The sequence below is a fragment of the Paenibacillus sp. ALE3 genome (assembly GCF_054113405.1).
The window spans coordinates 573,393-589,075 of the sequence record NZ_CM134214.1; the positions used below are offsets into that span (position 1 = coordinate 573,393).

At 44.2% G+C, this 15,683-nt stretch carries 16 protein-coding genes and 2 pseudogenes; 15 read left to right on the top strand and 3 right to left on the bottom strand.

What is annotated here, in order from left to right:
- Window positions 1–36 precede the first annotated feature (36 nt).
- Both sufB and ACXHJ2_RS02575 read left to right on the top strand, forming a co-directional pair.
- Entirely contained in the window at window positions 37–1,434 is a 1,398-nt protein-coding gene (gene sufB, locus ACXHJ2_RS02570) for a Fe-S cluster assembly protein SufB (RefSeq protein WP_165083762.1), read from the top strand.
- Between the two features lie 314 nt (window positions 1,435–1,748).
- Complete coding sequence (locus tag ACXHJ2_RS02575; protein WP_013373004.1) at window positions 1,749–1,988, top strand: NifU family protein; 240 nt, start codon at window positions 1,749–1,751, stop codon at window positions 1,986–1,988.
- Here the strand turns inward: ACXHJ2_RS02575 and ACXHJ2_RS02580 are convergent.
- A pseudogene (locus ACXHJ2_RS02580) lies at window positions 1,963–2,136 on the bottom strand (ParA family protein); the annotation flags it as partial. The gene ACXHJ2_RS02575 and the pseudogene ACXHJ2_RS02580 overlap by 26 nt on opposite strands.
- 296 nt (window positions 2,137–2,432) lie before the next feature.
- On the opposite strand from ACXHJ2_RS02580, the gene ACXHJ2_RS02585 reads away from it, so the two are divergent.
- From ACXHJ2_RS02585 to ACXHJ2_RS02625, 9 genes are all read left to right on the top strand, one after another.
- Window positions 2,433–2,990: a TetR/AcrR family transcriptional regulator gene (locus ACXHJ2_RS02585; RefSeq protein WP_016819928.1), complete on the top strand. Its 558-nt coding sequence runs from the start codon at window positions 2,433–2,435 to the stop codon at window positions 2,988–2,990.
- Between the two features lie 143 nt (window positions 2,991–3,133).
- Window positions 3,134–4,360, top strand: a complete 1,227-nt coding sequence (locus ACXHJ2_RS02590; RefSeq protein ID WP_165083760.1) for an MFS transporter — start codon at window positions 3,134–3,136, stop codon at window positions 4,358–4,360.
- 127 nt (window positions 4,361–4,487) lie between these two features.
- A complete protein-coding gene (locus ACXHJ2_RS02595; RefSeq protein ID WP_016324716.1) occupies window positions 4,488–4,799 on the top strand; it encodes a LiaF transmembrane domain-containing protein in 312 nt (103 codons plus the stop codon).
- An 88-nt stretch (window positions 4,800–4,887) separates the two neighbouring features.
- Window positions 4,888–5,556, top strand: a complete 669-nt coding sequence (locus ACXHJ2_RS02600; RefSeq protein WP_040102898.1) for a PspA/IM30 family protein — start codon at window positions 4,888–4,890, stop codon at window positions 5,554–5,556.
- A gap of 7 nt (window positions 5,557–5,563) precedes the next feature.
- A complete protein-coding gene (locus tag ACXHJ2_RS02605; protein WP_013372999.1) occupies window positions 5,564–6,049 on the top strand; it encodes a PspC domain-containing protein in 486 nt (161 codons plus the stop codon).
- A complete protein-coding gene (locus ACXHJ2_RS02610) occupies window positions 6,049–6,753 on the top strand; it encodes a PspA/IM30 family protein (protein ID WP_013372998.1) in 705 nt (234 codons plus the stop codon). The genes ACXHJ2_RS02605 and ACXHJ2_RS02610 overlap by 1 nt, the downstream gene beginning before the upstream one ends.
- Window positions 6,754–6,900: 147 nt before the next feature.
- Window positions 6,901–7,548: a cell wall-active antibiotics response protein LiaF gene (liaF, locus tag ACXHJ2_RS02615; RefSeq protein WP_013372997.1), complete on the top strand. Its 648-nt coding sequence runs from the start codon at window positions 6,901–6,903 to the stop codon at window positions 7,546–7,548.
- A gap of 16 nt (window positions 7,549–7,564) precedes the next feature.
- Complete coding sequence (locus ACXHJ2_RS02620; RefSeq protein ID WP_013372996.1) at window positions 7,565–8,644, top strand: sensor histidine kinase; 1,080 nt, start codon at window positions 7,565–7,567, stop codon at window positions 8,642–8,644.
- Window positions 8,622–9,272: a response regulator gene (locus ACXHJ2_RS02625; protein WP_013372995.1), complete on the top strand. Its 651-nt coding sequence runs from the start codon at window positions 8,622–8,624 to the stop codon at window positions 9,270–9,272. Before ACXHJ2_RS02620 ends, ACXHJ2_RS02625 begins: the two co-directional genes overlap by 23 nt.
- 77 nt (window positions 9,273–9,349) lie before the next feature.
- Here the strand turns inward: ACXHJ2_RS02625 and ACXHJ2_RS02630 are convergent, their stop codons facing one another.
- Window positions 9,350–9,811 (bottom strand): hypothetical protein, encoded by a 462-nt coding sequence (locus ACXHJ2_RS02630; protein WP_165083758.1) that lies wholly within the window; start codon window positions 9,809–9,811, stop codon window positions 9,350–9,352.
- 248 nt (window positions 9,812–10,059) lie between these two features.
- Between ACXHJ2_RS02630 and ACXHJ2_RS02635 the strand changes: the two genes are divergently transcribed.
- The 3 genes from ACXHJ2_RS02635 (at window position 10,060) to ACXHJ2_RS02645 (ending at window position 14,448) form a co-directional block, all read left to right on the top strand.
- Window positions 10,060–10,824, top strand: coding sequence for a YwmB family TATA-box binding protein (locus ACXHJ2_RS02635; RefSeq protein ID WP_165083757.1), 765 nt, complete (start codon window positions 10,060–10,062; stop codon window positions 10,822–10,824).
- Between the two features lie 187 nt (window positions 10,825–11,011).
- Complete coding sequence (gene zwf, locus ACXHJ2_RS02640; protein ID WP_165083755.1) at window positions 11,012–12,568, top strand: glucose-6-phosphate dehydrogenase; 1,557 nt, start codon at window positions 11,012–11,014, stop codon at window positions 12,566–12,568.
- A gap of 299 nt (window positions 12,569–12,867) precedes the next feature.
- Window positions 12,868–14,448: a peptide chain release factor 3 gene (locus ACXHJ2_RS02645; RefSeq protein WP_165083753.1), complete on the top strand. Its 1,581-nt coding sequence runs from the start codon at window positions 12,868–12,870 to the stop codon at window positions 14,446–14,448.
- A gap of 152 nt (window positions 14,449–14,600) precedes the next feature.
- Here the strand turns inward: ACXHJ2_RS02645 and ACXHJ2_RS02650 are convergent, their stop codons facing one another.
- Window positions 14,601–14,834 carry a small acid-soluble spore protein SspI gene (locus tag ACXHJ2_RS02650; protein ID WP_165083751.1) on the bottom strand — a complete coding sequence of 78 codons (234 nt, stop codon included), beginning with the start codon at window positions 14,832–14,834 and terminating at the stop codon, window positions 14,601–14,603.
- 157 nt (window positions 14,835–14,991) lie between these two features.
- Between ACXHJ2_RS02650 and ACXHJ2_RS02655 the strand changes: the two are divergent.
- Window positions 14,992–15,660 (top strand): annotated as a pseudogene (locus tag ACXHJ2_RS02655) (potassium channel family protein); the annotation flags it as partial.
- Window positions 15,661–15,683 lie beyond the last annotated feature (23 nt).

The following is a 15,683-nucleotide window of genomic DNA, read 5'->3' on the forward strand; positions in this document are numbered from 1 at the left end:
AAATGAATCTTGAAAGGTTAAAAAGGAGTGATACTAATGGCAAAAAAAGCACTAGATATGGGCGAATATAAATATGGGTTTCGCGACAAGCACCAGTCTATTTTTCAATCTGGAAAAGGTCTGACGGAAGAGATTGTCCGGGAAATTTCCCGGATCAAGGAAGAGCCGGAGTGGATGCTCAATTTTCGGTTGAAAGCTTTGAATCAATTCTACAAAATGCCGATGCCTGAATGGGGAGCGGATTTGACCGGGCTTAGTCTTGATGACATCCAGTATTACGTTCGCCCTTCTGAAAAACAAGGAAAGACCTGGGAGGAGGTTCCTTCCGAGATCAAAGCAACCTTTGACAAGCTGGGCATCCCTGAAGCGGAGCAAAAGTTCCTGGCGGGCGTATCCGCTCAATATGAATCGGAAGTGGTATATCACAGCATGCAGAAGGAACTGGAGGATCAGGGTGTTATTTTCCTTGATACGGATACTGCATTAAAGCAATACCCCGAAGTGTTTAAGCAATATTTTGGAACGATCATCCCTCCCGCCGACAATAAATTTGCGGCGCTTAATAGTGCGGTTTGGTCAGGCGGTAGCTTTGTATACATTCCGAAGGGTGTTCAGTGCGAGGTTCCGATACAAGGTTATTTCCGTATTAATTCTGAAAATATGGGTCAATTCGAGCGGACATTAATTATTGCCGAAGAGGGCAGCTTTGTCCATTATGTTGAAGGATGTACAGCACCTATTTATAGTACCAGTTCCCTGCATAGTGGAGTTATTGAAATTATTTGCCGGAAAGATTCCCGTGTCCGTTACACGACCATTCAGAATTGGGCTCCTAATATCTACAACTTGGTAACCCAAAGGGCTGTGGTAGAAGAAAATGCCACAATGGAATGGGTGGACGGCAACATCGGCTCCAAGGTAACAATGAAGTATCCGGCAGTATTATTGAAAGGACGGGGAGCCAAGGGGGCCATCCTGTCTATTGCCGTAGCCGGTAAAGATCAGCATCAAGATGCCGGCGCGAAGGTAATTCACCTTGCTCCCGAGACAACATCTACGATTATATCCAAATCCATCAGCAAGCAGGGCGGAAAAGTAAACTACCGAGGGTTGTCCAGCTTCAGCCGCGATTCCGCAGGGTCCAAGTCCAATATTAAGTGCGATACGTTGATATTGGATAACATGTCAACATCAGATACGATTCCGTACAATGAAATTAAAAACGATCAGATTACTTTGGAGCACGAGGCAACAGTATCCAAAGTGTCCGAGGAACAATTGTTTTACTTAATGAGCCGTGGACTTACAGAACAAGATGCTACACAAATGATTGTAATGGGCTTTATTGAACCGTTTACCAAAGAATTGCCAATGGAATATGCCGTTGAAATGAATCGGTTGATTCAATTTGAGATGGAAGGAAGCATCGGTTGATTCATTAATTTAATAGATCAAACCTTTATCATTCTTTAAAGAGGTGCTAGTAATGAAGAAAAATAATTCGGACGATTCAGAACTAGCTCAAATTACTCGAGAGATACGAAAACTTCAGTTCTGCCTCCATATGCTGTCAGGATTGAGCGCAAGTTGTGGTGTGATGATACCTTTAGACTCTATTCATACGCTTATAAGGGAACTTTCGGATCAAGAGGTCACTCTTAGGCAAAAAGCAAAGGATCACTCAGACGATCTAGGGTGAAAAAAGGTCTGAATTGACGGTTGGTAAAACAATGGGAGGAGTTGACATAATGGATGAAAATGGAGTTTTGTTCGATGAAGTATCGGAAGTTCTTCTCAAACTACGTCCTTTCTTACTGCGTGACGGTGGAGATGCTGAACTGGTCGAAGTTGAGAACGGTATAGCAAAATTAAGATTTTTGGGAGCTTGCAATGGTTGCCCAAGTGCTACGATTACGTTAAAGGTTGCTATTGAGCGCGCAATTCTTGAGGAAATTGATGATATTAAAGAAGTTGTACAGGTATTCTAAATTCCTTGATACTGAGCAACTGAGTTAGTCCTGTCGCAGACCATAGCGACGGAAGTTGATCCCGCTGCTCAATACCAAAGTACATCGACAGATTACCTTGCGGGTCGAAATCGACGAGCAGTGCTTTTTTACCTTCATTAAACAAGGTATTATCAAGATTTTATTCGGTGTTGAGGTGAGGAACCGTGGAGGTTCGAGTCCTCTCGCCGGTATATATAGAAGGATGATAAAATGCTTTAATGCATTTTATCATCCTTTTTATTATTCGTATTCTTAACTTTGGCAACAAGATTAACTTGGATCCAGATGAGTGGAAGATAAGAACTTTGCAGAGATCCTTTTTAATTAGGTTTATATTTGACTGGGACTTTGAAGTTGTAGTAGGATGATGGTACTGAAAAAACATTTATAGTTTATTAAGTGTAAGAGAAATGAGGAATGCATATGCAGGAAAGAATTTTGGAAGCTTTTGTAGAGGAAGTTCATGAGAATGGCTTGAAATTTACTATGGATGATCTTGCGAAAAGACTTGCCATCAGTAAGCGTACATTGTACGAGAATTTTTCATCTAAGACGCTTATTTTAGAGACACTGATTGAGCGTACAAATGATGATATGATTCAAAAGACAGAACAAATTATCCAAAACAATGAATTATCTTTGTTAGAAAAGATCAAACAGTCGATTAGGGTTATGCCGCTGTATTATAAGTTTTATGATTTAAGAATATTAGACCAGATGAAAAAGTATTATCCTGAGCAATGGAAAAGAGTACATGCTGATTTAAATGATTGGTCTCCGATTAGAACATTAATTCAGGAAGGTATCCGAGAAGGAATTATTGTGAACAAAAATGAAGCTCTGATCATGAAGCTTATTATTGATTCAGTAAATTTAACGCTTGATCAGCGTTTCTTTCTGGATAACAGTGTGACGGTAGAGGAAGCAACTTATTCCATTGTAGATATATTGTTATTTGGGTTAGTCGAAAAACAAAAATAGCCTAATAATATGTGCATATTAAAAGAGGCTATTTTTTTATGTGAAAACTAATAAAACAATTAAAGTTTTTTTGTTTTTGAAGTTGGGATACTGAAATTAACTATTGATAAATAAAAGGTGTTCTGAAAAGGAAGGGTGGAAATATGTCTATACTGACAAGAAATCGGGGAGCAATGCTGTTATTGATGCTTAACATTTTTTTAGCATTCATGGGGATTGGATTAGTTGTACCTGTTTTACCTAAATTTATAAGCGAGCTAGGGATGAACGGTTCTTCAATGGGGCTGATGGTTGCAGCTTTTGCGTTGACACAACTTTTATTATCACCGCTGTCAGGAAAATTGTCTGACCGTTATGGACGTAAAAAGTTGATTGTTTCTGGGATGTTCATTTTTATGCTGTCAGAGCTTGTTTTTGGACTGGCGAGTTCCGTCCCTACCTTGTTTGTTGCACGAATCATGGGCGGGGTAGGGGCAGCGTTGCTTACTCCTTCTATTATGGCCTACGTTGCTGATGTGACCTCATTTGAGGAAAGAGGCAGGGGTATGGGGATGATTAATGCAGCGATTAACACAGGCTTCATAATTGGACCAGGGATTGGCGGTTTGCTTGCTGCCTATGGAATACGTATTCCCTTCTTTGCGGCGGCAGGTGCTGCAGGGATAGCGGCTATTTTGTCTCTGCTCGTGTTGCCGGAGTCTTTGAGCAAGGAAAAGCAACAGTACAATAGAGAGCTTCCGCGTGAAAAAGAAAACCTTTTACAGCAATTTGCGAAGTCCTATCAATCTCCGTATTTCATGGGCTTGCTCATTGTATTTGTCGTTGCTTTTGGATTGGCAAATTTTGAAACGGTATTTGGACTGTTTGTTGACCATAAATATGGTTTTACACCGATGGATATTGCCATCATTATAACGACAGGCTCTATTTTGGGAGCAGTTGTGCAAGCAACTATATTTGGTTGGATCATTAACCGTTTTGGTGAGAAAAAAGTAATTCACCTTTGCTTGGCTATCGGAGGACTGTTTATTTTCCTAACTTTATTTGCCGAGCAGTACGTGATGATTATGCTGACGACCTTTATCATTTTTCTGGCTATGGATATCCTTCGCCCGGCAGTAAGCACTTCTCTATCGCGGCAGGCTGGGGATGAGCAAGGGTTTGTAGCGGGTATGAACTCGTCCTATACCAGCTTGGGGAATGTCATTGGACCGTTAATTGCGGGACTGCTGTTTGATGTTCATATTAATATGCCTTATATGGTTGCAGCGGTAGCCTTATTTGCTTGTCTCGTCCTTTCACTACGCTCTAAGCATGCAGGAAAGCGGCACTCAACATCCCTTGCAGCAGAGCAGCATAGAGGAGGATAGCCGCAGGTCTATATCCATCCCCGACTTAGGTCTAGGTTCAAAAACCGTCTGGGGTCCGTTTTGTCAAACGCTAGGTCAGCGTACAATAAGGACATAAGCAAGACACAGTGAAAGGCGGTGAGAGATGATGAGAGTTAACAAAGGGAATGGGTTAGCCATTGTACTGATCGTGTTGGGTTCGATTATGCTGCTCGGTAAGTTTACTCCGTTTTTCGGTCACTTTGTAGGACATCTGATTGGTTACTTAATTCCGATAGCCATGGTTATGCTGGGGTACTACGGTGTGAAAAGAGGAAATGCACTCTTCGGCTGGATCGTGCTTGTGCTCGGGGTACTGATTTTACTGGGCAAGCTATCCTGGCTAATTGGACCACTGCTGGCAATCGGGTTAATCATATTTGGTGTATCCATGCTGAGTGACCGTAGAAGTCGCTACTGAATGTGACAGTTTGATGATGAAGAATAATGTACGAAAGCAAAGAGCAAGAAATGATGAAAATACGAAATTGTGAAAGGAGTAGACGCCAATGAGTGTTTTTCGAAGAATGCGTGATATTACGGTAGCAACCTTCAATGAGCATTTGGAACAAAGCCAAGATCCGGTACAACTCATTGACCAGTTCCTATATAATACCCGTCAGGAAATCGCTGAAGCGGAAAAGCTTCAGCAGCAGTATGCAGTGCATACAAGACAAATGAAGCAGCAGTTGGATCATGCATTGTCCATGCAGGCCAAACGGGAGGAACAGGCGCTTCTGGCTTTGAAAGCAGATGAAGAACACGTCGCAAAGCTAGCCCTTCAGGAAAAAATGCTGTATGCAGAAAAAGAAGAGCAGTATAGAGAACTGTGGGAGCAGAGCCGTGAATCATTACGTGAATTGGAGCAACAGCTGGATACATTAAAAACAGAATACCAAACGGTACACAGTAAGCGTCAGTATTATGCTGCACGTGTACAAACGTTGAGACTCCAGCAGCAAATGAACGAACGGGCAGGTACATACGGCGGACGAAATGTTCCCCGAATGTTCAACCGCTTGGAAGACCGGGTAGCTGATATGGAAGCAGAAACGATGAGTCTGCGTGAATTGCGCCGGGGTGAGGAGTATACAAGGGATGCTCACACCGGTGGATCGCTGCTCGAACAAGAGTGGGCGAGACTGAAAAGCAAGCTGAACAACAGCGGGAAGGAGTAAGTAAATTATGACCCGAATTTACCGATCAAACCGGGATAGAGTATTAACTGGAGTATGTGGCGGTCTTTCTGACGCAACAGGAATGGACTCAACTTGGATACGTATTTTGGTTGTGATCAGTTTCTTTATTACAGCAGGCACCACATTTATGATTTATGTGATTGCAGCGTTGGTTATTTCCAAGGAACCAAGATCTCCTTACGACGGAGGATTTGGTCCAGATAGTGGTCCCTATACCCATCAAGATCCACGCTATTATGGCGGTAGTAGTACAAGAACGCAGTATGGACAAGGAACTGGTTACAATCAAGGCGGAGCATACGGCAACTCGAACCCGTTTGGTCAGGATGCCCGCTATTCATCCAAATTTAATACAGGGCACAACAGTGATCTGGATTCCATGATGGAAGATATCGAGAAAAAAGCAATGAAAAAGGAACTGGAAGAGTTACGTAAAAAAGTAGAGCAATTCGAGAAGGGAGAACGTAAATAATGGGAATTTTTAAAAGAATGAAGGATATGACAAGAGCATCGGTGAATGAAATGTTGGATAAAGTTGAAGATCCGATTATCATGTTAAATCAGTACTTGCGCGATATGGAGGCAGAAATTCACGAGGCTGAGGTAACGGTCGCCAAGCAAATGGCAAATGAGCGTCGTATGAAACAGCGTTTGGAGGAGGCTGTGCGTGTATCCAATGAGCGCGAAAAGCAGGCCGAATCTGCATTGCGAAATGGACAGGAAGAAGTAGCACGCAAACTACTGGGCGAGAAGGTTTATTTTGTGCAAAAGCAGGATGAATACCGTGACTTGCACACTCAAGCCGAGCTCCAAGCCAAAGAACTGGTACAGCAGCTTCATGGAATGAAGGATGAATTCTACAAAATGCGCAATAAGCGTAATGAGCTGGTATCTCGTGCTCAAATGGCAAAAGCCAAAAAGCAAATGTCGCAAATCAATAGTTTGCACACGATTGAAAGCGGGTCTGCTTCGCTGGGCTTCCACCGCATGGAGGAAAAAATCATGCAAATGGAGGCAGAAGCTGACGTACTGCGTGCCCCTTATCGTCAAGCACCGGGAGAGGCATATGTTAATCCCGCAGAAGCTGAAAAACAATTTAAAGTGGATGAGCAGCTTCAACAATTGAAGTCCAAAATTCAGGCAGGTGCTAAACCTGTAGATATGAAGAAGGACTAACTACTCGGAACCCAAACATTATGATATGCTGTATAGATGGACACTGACCAATAACAGTGCTCAATCTGTACGGTTCGGAAGCCATATGGCGATATATTTCGCCACTATGGCTTTTCCTTCCGGTATAAACAAAAAAGGGGGTGCAGCATGGAGAAAAGAAAATCAGCCTTGGCACTGGCAGGGATTGGCATCGGGATTATCATTTTATTCGGTCAGTGGATTGGGTTCCTCTCCGTGTTTGCACTGATCCTAATGCTGGCCGGAATATATAAGATCCGCAATTCCAAAATCAAAAAGGGCTATACGATGCTTGCCATCGGTGCCGGTCTGCTGGTGCTGGATCATTTGTTCTTGTTTGTAGTGATCACATTGGCTTCGCTGGCTGTGTTCTATTCACGTTCCAGGAAGCTGCATAAAGGTCAAAGCTCCATATTCAAACACAATTTCATATCCAATCATAAATGGGATGAAGTGCCATGGAGCTTGCGTAGCACAAGCATATGGCATGTGGTTGGTGATGTGGATGCCGATTTGACGCTCGCTCTTCCAGAGGAACGTGAGCCCGTCATATTTTTACAGGGGATCTTCGGTGACATTGACATCACGCTGCCGGATAATTACGGTGTAGAGGTGGAGATGTTCGTATTGTTCGGTCAGATTCAGTTCGACCGGGATCATGAGGCGGGGATGCTCAATCGACTGGTGTGGAAGTCTCCTCATTTTGAGCAGAGTGAATATAAAGTGAAGTTTGTCGTTTCGTACTTGGCGGGCGATGTCCGTATTCGATTTTATTGAACCAGGAGGAACCGGGATGAATCACAAAAAAACGTCCAACATGGTAACCCGCAGTATGGGTGAAGGTATCCTCCTGTGTGTTGTTGTGGGCGTAGTTGTCTTTTATATGCTGTATACATATGGATATGTGAAGTCGTTCCCAACCTGGGGAATGATACTGAAAGTAGCAGGAGCCGTTATACTGGTGTTGATTGGTACAGGGGCAATGTACGGATTTTATGAAAGTTATCGCTTTAAAAGCAGACTGGAAATGTTGAGAGAGACATTGCTGATGTGGGAAAAGGGAACCCCTGCACGTGAGTTGCCACCTCTAGGGCATGATGAGCTTGGCAGACTAGGAGAGCAGTTGGAACGAATCGGGCGTAAATGGCAGGAACAAGTAACGTCTTTACAACGCTTATCTACGGATAATGCTCAGTTAGCAGAACAGGCACGGATGACTGCGATTGTGGAGGAACGGCAGCGGCTGGCCAGAGAGTTACATGACGCAGTATCGCAGCAATTGTTTGCTATTTCAATGACAGCGACGGCTGTGGGTAGGACGCTGGACAAGGATTTTGATAAAGCGCAGCGTCAAGTTGCATTAATTGAAGAAATGTCCTCCGTGGCACAATCCGAAATGCGGGCGTTACTACTTCATCTACGGCCTGTCTATCTGGAAGGAAAACGGCTTGAGCAGGGTTTGCGTGATTTGGTACAGGAATTACAGGCAAAGGTACCGATGGAGATTGATTTTGAGATGGAAAGCGGAGTACAGTTGGTTAAGGGCATTGAGAATCACTTGTTTCGCATTGTTCAGGAAGCGATGTCTAATACATTGCGTCACGCCAAAGCAACTCGTATGGAAATTCGTATTGTGCAACGCCCGGATTCCATTAGGTTGACGATTCGGGATAATGGTATTGGTTTTGAAATGGATGAGAAAAAGCAGACATCATATGGATTATCTACCATGCAGGAGCGGGTCAGTGAAATTGGGGGAGCTATTCAGTATATAACGGCTCCGGGAAAAGGGACACGGATCGAGGTGTCTGTGCCAGTTATTTATGATGAAAGCGGAAGGAACGATGATCATGGAAACGGAATTACCGATTAGCGTACTGCTGGTAGACGACCATGAAATGGTGCGGATCGGGCTTGCGGCGGTGCTGGGGACAGAAGAAGGGATTGAAGTGGTCGGCGAGGCCGGTAGCGGAGAAGAAGGCATACGCTTAGCATCAGAGTACAAGCCAAATGTGATTTTAATGGATTTGGTCATGGATGGCATGGATGGTATCGAAACGACACGCCAAGTGACACGCCTGCTTCCAGAGACAAAGGTGATTGTACTGACGAGTTATTTGGATGATGAGAAAATGTATCCGGTCATTGAGGCAGGGGCATTCAGCTATTTGCTTAAAACGTCTCGTGCTTCCGAGATCGCGGATGCGATCCGTGCAGCAGCACGTGGACAGTCCGTACTAGAGTCGCAGGTGGCCTCTAAGATGATGAATCGGTTTCGCCAGCCACAGGCTGAAGCGCCCGCACATACGGAGCTAACAGATCGTGAGATGGAGGTTCTTCGCTTATTGGCACAAGGGAAGTCTAACCAGGATATCGCAGATGAACTGATTATCGGGATTAAGACGGTAAAATTCCATGTCACGAACCTTCTCGCCAAATTAGGAGTGGAAGACCGCACACAGGCGGCAATCTATGCTTATAAGAACGGCTTAGCAGAGTAAATTGTAAAACGACGAATACAAAGAACCGGAGACGATGAATGTTCCTCCGGTTTTTTTTGTGTTCTGTAACACGGCGTTTAGATAAGGAGGAATAGAAAGGCGATTAAAGCCAGATCTAGTGCAAGTCCTGCCCCGTATCCATATCCATATCTACCACGATAGCCTGCTCTGCCGTTTCCATAACCCCTATTTCCATTTGAATCAAATGCGCCTACGTTATAAGGAAAGTATGGATTGAGAAGTTCGTCCGGCGGTCTATTAAAGGAATTTAGCTTGGCAGAAGAACGAGCTTTGTTTTTAGAGTTCTTTTTTTGCTTTTTAGAGGAGTTTTTTTTAGCTTTTTGTTTTCCTTTGTTACTGTAGCTTCCAGCATAGAGACTACCAGGAAAGGAGGATGGATATCCGTTCAACATCAGCTTACCTTTGCTACACCCACTTAAGATGCCAATGTGTCGTGTACCATCACGCATAACGGCACAGACCATCCGTCCGCCATGAGGTGCCACATTGGCTTCATTTACTGGATAAATGGGAAACATGATTTCACCTCTTTTGGTGTAAGATGCGTTGTGATTATAGTCTATTCTTATCGTGCCTACGGTGTATGGTCGAACACCCAGTAGGCGAATGAATATTTCTGAAAGGTTGTGCTGGCTTCCTCTGCGTATAAAACCTCTGGCAACGGGCATGCTATTGATAGATTCATAGATTTCAATCGAGCCGAAAAAAAAAGCATTCCATTGTGTGTATGCGGAGAATGAATGGTTATGGAGGGGGAAGAACGGCCATGTTAAAAGCAGAAATGATTAAAAAGGGAGTTATTGCATTTTTGGTATTAGGAACGGTGTTGGTACTGGCTGGCTGGCGTTACGGAACTCTTCAGACCAACGCAACTGATTCCCGTGAGGCAGAAGCGGCTTTACGCTCGTTATTAATCCTCTCGGATCAAACCCCGGGTACACTGGATAAGCTGGTTGTAAAATGGCAAGGCGATTGGATTCCTAATCATGGAGATCCGGCAGATATAGTGGCACAGATAGCTGAGCAACTGAATATCCCCACAGCAAGCAAACTCGTAGAAAATGGGCACACACTATATCGCTCTGTTCGTGATCGTGAGGATTTAAAAATTCGTTTAAATATGATGGAACGTCAAGCTGGACAATGGTATGTAGTCGTTCAACTGGAAAGTAGCGACACAGGACGTGAGCAGTTGATTCAGCTTCATAAGCTTTGTGCCGAGCAATTACATTCGATAGGGGTTCAAGCGCAGTGGAACACCTCCGTTCAGCGTTCGCTGCAAGCAAAGGAAAGCGAGGATCAACTGATGAAACGGACAGAAGCAAGCTTAGCAGGGGATATCTCCATGCAGGCTAAAGAAAGATACACAGATGCAACCACAGTAGCTGTATCTTATGAAGCTCCAGAACTGCCATTAATGGTGCAAAGCGGTGAGCATCAAGTCCAGATGCAGATGGCGGTACATGAAAATAGAGCGCAGCAGAATAAACGTATAACACTCGGTTTTCCGATTATCACAATTGAATACTGACTTATAAGGTAAATTTATGATTCATCGGATAGCTTATCCATGTAGAATATGTTAAAATGTCATCAAATCTTTAGTTCCATGTTTTTCGAAAATCAAGTATGATCTTGTATAAATATACACAATACTACATGCGGATTTCGAGGATTGTGGATTGCGGAATCTTGACATGGGAAGAATGAGGTACTTCATGGCTGACATACCTGTTAAAGAATCTCTTGTGACACAAGGTGCAGTTCTGTTTATTTTTGGTGCTACGGGCGATTTGGCTCGCCGCAAGTTATTTCCTGCTATCTACAGCTTGTACCGTGAAGGCAAGCTTGCTGAAGATTTTGCTGTTATTGGTGTAGCAAGACGTCCCCGCACAGAAGCAGCATTCCGTAATGACCTGTACGCTTCCATACAGGAGTTTAGTCGCTACAAAGCAGAAAATGATCAAGAATGGCAGGCATTTGCCGAGCATTTTGAATATAAATCGCTGGATATCAACAATGTTGATGGGTTTCATGAGCTCAGACAGCAGACGGAGGCTATAGAAGGTAAGTTTAACATACCGGGAAATCGGTTGTTTTATTTGGCCTTGGCGCCTGAATTATTCGGAAGTGTGTCGAAGAGCTTGAAAGAGGGCGGCATGTTGGACGGCAAGGGCTGGAATCGTCTAGTTATAGAGAAGCCTTTCGGTTACAACCTCGAGTCTGCACAAGAGTTAAACATCGAAATACGTGAAGTATTTGCCGAAGAAGAAATTTATCGGATTGATCACTATCTTGGTAAGGAAATGGTACAAAATATCGAGGTGATTCGCTTCGCTAACGCCTTTTTTGAACCACTATGGAATAACAAGCATATTGCCAATGTGCAAATTACGCTGAGTGAAACGGTAGGGGTGGAGGAACGCGGAGGTTACTATGATCATTCTGGCGCTTTGCGCGATATGGGACAGAACCATATGCTGCAAATGCTTACGATGATCGCGATGGAACCGCCTAGTCGTCTGTTACCAGAGGATATCCGTGATGAAAAGGTGAAAGTGTTGCGTTCACTACGACCTTTTGAATCGTCTGAGGATGTGAAGACCAACGTGGTACGTGGTCAATATACTGAAGGCAGTTACCGAGGTCAGCAGTTGCCAGGGTATCGTCAAGAAGACAAGGTTGATCCACAATCGAATACAGAGACTTATTTTGCTTCACGTGTGTTTGTAGATAATTTCCGTTGGGCTGGTGTACCGTTCTACATTCGTACAGGCAAACGTCTCCCTGTAAAAACTACGGAGATCGTTGTGGAATTTAAGAGCATGCCAACCAATGTATATCTCGGTCAAAAGCATAAGCTGGAACCAAACTTGCTCGTCATTCGGGTCAATCCAATGGAGGGCATTTACATTAAAATTAATGCCAAGAAACCCGGTTCGGAATCAGATATTGAGCCGCTGGCTATGGATTTTTGCCAAAGCTGTATGGTGGGGATCAACTCACCGGAGGCTTATGAACGGTTGCTGATGGATGCGATCGAGGGTGATTCGACGTACTTCACGCGGTGGGATGAGGTTGCTACAGCGTGGGGATTCGTTGATCGAATCGCCAAAGCATGGCAGCAGACCCCGGATACACTGGAAACCTATGCTGCAGGCTCATGGGGACCTGATGGTGCTCACAAGCTGTTAGAGCAGGATGGCTATAAGTGGTGGCCGGTTAGCGGTCAGGATGAAGATAATGTCATCTGGCGAGTAGGCGGCACTCAGTAATCCCGATTTGTCATGCATCCCCCTATGTCCTGTTTAGGATGTAAGGGGATGCTTTGCGTTCGGAGTATGCTATAATAGGCTTAGTCTCAGGTTTTCAGTTTGCAACTGATTATACGTTAAAGGCAGGCTAAAACATGTAAATAGATCGTATTTATCATGAATATGGTGACGGAGTATGCCGAATACTGGAGCTAACGGCAATGAGCCGATGAACTTATGAAAATAGGCGTGCATCATGGCCTTTTTATGAATAGCTTGAGCAGAAATGCAATGGATTTGATCATGAAGGGATATGTGAAATGAGTAAAACAACAGATATACTTCAACAGGAAGTCGACAAACGGCGTACGTTTGCGATTATTTCTCACCCGGATGCGGGTAAAACGACACTGACGGAAAAGTTGCTGCTGTTCGGGGGCGCTATTCGTCTTGCAGGTACAGTCAAAGCTCGTAAAGCCAGCAAGCATGCGACGAGTGACTGGATGGAGATTGAAAAACAGCGGGGGATTTCGGTAACATCCTCAGTGATGCAATTTGATTATAATGGGCATCGCGTTAATATTCTGGATACCCCGGGTCACCAGGACTTCAGTGAAGATACGTATCGCACATTAACAGCCGCAGATAGTGCGGTCATGCTGATTGACGTAGCAAAAGGTGTGGAAGCGCAAACGATCAAGCTGTTTCAGGTTTGTGCGAAGCGCGGAATACCGATTTTTACCTTCATTAATAAGCTGGACCGTGAAGGACGCAGTCCCTTTGATTTGATGGAGGAGCTGGAACAGGTGCTTGGTATCCGTTCGGTGCCTATGAACTGGCCGATTGGTACAGGACGTGATCTGTGCGGTGTTTATGACCGTGTCAAAAATCAGGTTGAGTTGTTTCAGGGAGATGACCATTCCACGATCAAAGTACAAAAAGTGGAAGGTTACAATGATCCGATTATTCGCGAGATGGCGGGCGAATATTTGCATGATCAATTATGCCAAGATTTAGAGTTGCTTGATGTCGCAGGTGACCCTTTTGATATGGAAAAAGTACAGCGTGGAGAATTAACGCCTATATTCTTTGGGAGTGCGATTAATAACTTTGGTGTGCAAACATTTTTAGAAAACTTCCTTCAGCTTGCTCCTAAGCCGGAACCGCGCCACAGTACAGTGGGGGAAATTGAGCCAACGAACGAGAAGTTTACCGGCTATGTATTTAAAATTCAGGCCAATATGAATCCGGCCCACCGTGACCGGATTGCATTTTTGCGTATCGTGTCTGGTAAGTTCCAACGCGGGATGAGTGTTAAGCATGTTCGGATGGGCAAGGAGATTAAGCTGTCCCAACCACAGCAGTTCTTGGCACAGGACCGTGATATTGTCGAAGAGGCATTTCCCGGGGATATTATTGGTTTGTTTGATCCGGGTATTTTCCGCATTGGCGATTCACTCAGTCAAGGCAACGAGGTTGTATTTGATGAACTGCCGACCTTCTCACCTGAGATTTTTGCCAAGGTTACTGTAAAAAATGCTTTGAAGCACAAGCAGTATCTGAAAGGTATCGACCAGTTGACCGAAGAAGGTATGATTCAGGTGTTCCGTACGGTAAGCTTTGATGATACGCTACTAGGTGTAGTTGGCCAACTGCAATTTGAAGTATTTGAATACCGCATGAAGGGTGAATATGGGGTAGATGTACAGCTTCAACGTATGCCGTTCCAATTTGCACGTTGGATTGTGGATGAGCAGATTGATCCGAGCAAGTTCCGTATCAACTCTACGCTGGTAAAAGATAAGAAAGGCAATTATGTAGCCTTGTTCGAAAATGAGTATGCCATGCGTACGGCTATAGAAAAAAATCCAACCGCTAAGTTTTTGGAAATGGCTCCATAAAATTTTATATGCAGAGCAATCTGATCTCAGTCATTTGATATATACCAAGAATAGTCCACTCGACATGAATGCGAGTGGACTATTCTTATTTTCGAATACGGGTAAAAATAATGAGCACAATTAAAGCATAACAAGAAGTTGAATAGCTAGGGTTAGGTTAAGGGCACGGGTTTGATTTTATCGATTTGTTCATGTGCCAAATGGACGAAATCCTGCTGCTGGTTTGGACTCATATGCTTCCATACGATTTCAAGAATGACACCTAATCCAGGCAAAGCGGCTTCCGGTCCATCCACTGACCCAATAATCATATCCGTAAGATCAGCCTCTGATTTGCCGTGAACTTTGTGAACAATCGCTTGTCGTAAATCCATTGTAATGGGCATGTGTACCTCCCGTATGTTGTAATAGTGATCGAATGTATTATGGCTTGGGCTGTGGCCCAGTATACATGGAGAAGCATTTGGAATAAGGATGTCAAAATTTATGTTTGTAGCATGATATGCTATACTATGACGGACAGTATGGTGAGCGGGAGGTAAAGAAGGAATGGCAAAAAAACAGTATGCGGTCATTGGCATGGGGCGCTTTGGTTCCAGTGTTGCCAGCGCGCTGAGTGAGATGGGGTTTGATGTACTTGCTATCGATTCGGACGAGCAGCGTACACAGGAAATGTCGAATATTGTGACGCATGCAGTGTCTGCCGATTCGACCGATGAGGAAGCACTGCGAGCACTGGGTATCCGTAATTTTGACGTAATTGTAGTCGCAATTGGTGAAGATATACAAGCCAGCATTCTAACGACATTGATCCTCAAGGACATGGGTGTGCCTGCTCTTGTGGTCAAAGCACAAAATGAACTGCACGGAAAAGTGCTGCAAAAAATAGGTGCGGATAAAGTGGTTTATCCTGAACGGGATATGGGACTGCGGGTAGCCCACCATTTAACGTCTCCTAATATTTTGGATTATATTGAGCTGTCCAAGGACTACAGTATTTTGGAAATGCGAGCCGCTGATTCCATGATCGGCAAAAATTTGAAGGAGCTAGACATACGGGCACGCTTCGGCTGCAATGTAATGGCGATCCGCAGAAACCAGGAGATGAACATTTCACCTTATGCCGAGGATCGTCTGGAAGCGGGTGATGTGCTGGTCATTGTGGGTCACAAGGACGATCTAACCAAGCTGGAGCTGGCTTTTGCAGCTTAGAGAGGTTTGATGTTCAAGTACAA

What these genes read in the sequence shown, in the direction of transcription:
- sufB (WP_165083762.1), top strand. Translation starts at nt 37, where the DNA reads ATGGCAAAAAAAGCACTAGATATGGGCGAATATAAATATGGGTTTCGC.
- ACXHJ2_RS02575 (WP_013373004.1), top strand. Translation starts at nt 1,749, where the DNA reads ATGGATGAAAATGGAGTTTTGTTCGATGAAGTATCGGAAGTTCTTCTC.
- ACXHJ2_RS02585 (WP_016819928.1), top strand. Translation starts at nt 2,433, where the DNA reads ATGCAGGAAAGAATTTTGGAAGCTTTTGTAGAGGAAGTTCATGAGAAT.
- ACXHJ2_RS02590 (WP_165083760.1), top strand. Translation starts at nt 3,134, where the DNA reads ATGTCTATACTGACAAGAAATCGGGGAGCAATGCTGTTATTGATGCTT.
- ACXHJ2_RS02595 (WP_016324716.1), top strand. Translation starts at nt 4,488, where the DNA reads ATGAGAGTTAACAAAGGGAATGGGTTAGCCATTGTACTGATCGTGTTG.
- ACXHJ2_RS02600 (WP_040102898.1), top strand. Translation starts at nt 4,888, where the DNA reads ATGAGTGTTTTTCGAAGAATGCGTGATATTACGGTAGCAACCTTCAAT.
- ACXHJ2_RS02605 (WP_013372999.1), top strand. Translation starts at nt 5,564, where the DNA reads ATGACCCGAATTTACCGATCAAACCGGGATAGAGTATTAACTGGAGTA.
- ACXHJ2_RS02610 (WP_013372998.1), top strand. Translation starts at nt 6,049, where the DNA reads ATGGGAATTTTTAAAAGAATGAAGGATATGACAAGAGCATCGGTGAAT.
- liaF (WP_013372997.1), top strand. Translation starts at nt 6,901, where the DNA reads ATGGAGAAAAGAAAATCAGCCTTGGCACTGGCAGGGATTGGCATCGGG.
- ACXHJ2_RS02620 (WP_013372996.1), top strand. Translation starts at nt 7,565, where the DNA reads ATGAATCACAAAAAAACGTCCAACATGGTAACCCGCAGTATGGGTGAA.
- ACXHJ2_RS02625 (WP_013372995.1), top strand. Translation starts at nt 8,622, where the DNA reads ATGGAAACGGAATTACCGATTAGCGTACTGCTGGTAGACGACCATGAA.
- ACXHJ2_RS02630 (WP_165083758.1), bottom strand. Translation starts at nt 9,811, where the DNA reads ATGTTTCCCATTTATCCAGTAAATGAAGCCAATGTGGCACCTCATGGC.
- ACXHJ2_RS02635 (WP_165083757.1), top strand. Translation starts at nt 10,060, where the DNA reads ATGTTAAAAGCAGAAATGATTAAAAAGGGAGTTATTGCATTTTTGGTA.
- zwf (WP_165083755.1), top strand. Translation starts at nt 11,012, where the DNA reads ATGGCTGACATACCTGTTAAAGAATCTCTTGTGACACAAGGTGCAGTT.
- ACXHJ2_RS02645 (WP_165083753.1), top strand. Translation starts at nt 12,868, where the DNA reads ATGAGTAAAACAACAGATATACTTCAACAGGAAGTCGACAAACGGCGT.
- ACXHJ2_RS02650 (WP_165083751.1), bottom strand. Translation starts at nt 14,834, where the DNA reads ATGCCCATTACAATGGATTTACGACAAGCGATTGTTCACAAAGTTCAC.